The 232-nt window shown below is 64.7% G+C and carries 1 pseudogene; it reads left to right on the top strand.

What is annotated here, in order from left to right:
- Nucleotides 1-232: pseudogene (locus SB658_RS27880) on the top strand (glycoside hydrolase family 5 protein); the annotation flags it as partial.

Genomic DNA, 232 nt, shown 5'->3' with positions numbered 1-232 from the left:
GCGCGCAGAACCAGCGCTGGCATAGCGATAACCCCACGCACCTTGCGCTCCTCTGGCAGTATCGGGTCTTCCAAGACCAGGTGGTGGCGCTCTGGGAGGAGTTCGCGCGGCGGTATCGAGACAACCCCTGGATCGCGGGGTACAACCCGCTCAATGAGCCTGGTGATGCGTCGGGCCAGGCGATCGGCCCGTTCTACGACCGTGTCTGCGCGTCCATACGCTCGATCGATCC

Origin of the sequence: Bacillus sp. SIMBA_008 (assembly GCF_046535495.1) — a bacterium.
Classification (GTDB): domain Bacteria; phylum Bacillota; class Bacilli; order Bacillales; family Bacillaceae; genus Bacillus; species Bacillus subtilis.
Note: the sequence above shows the minus strand (reverse complement) of the source record. Positions and strands in the feature narration are given on the sequence as shown.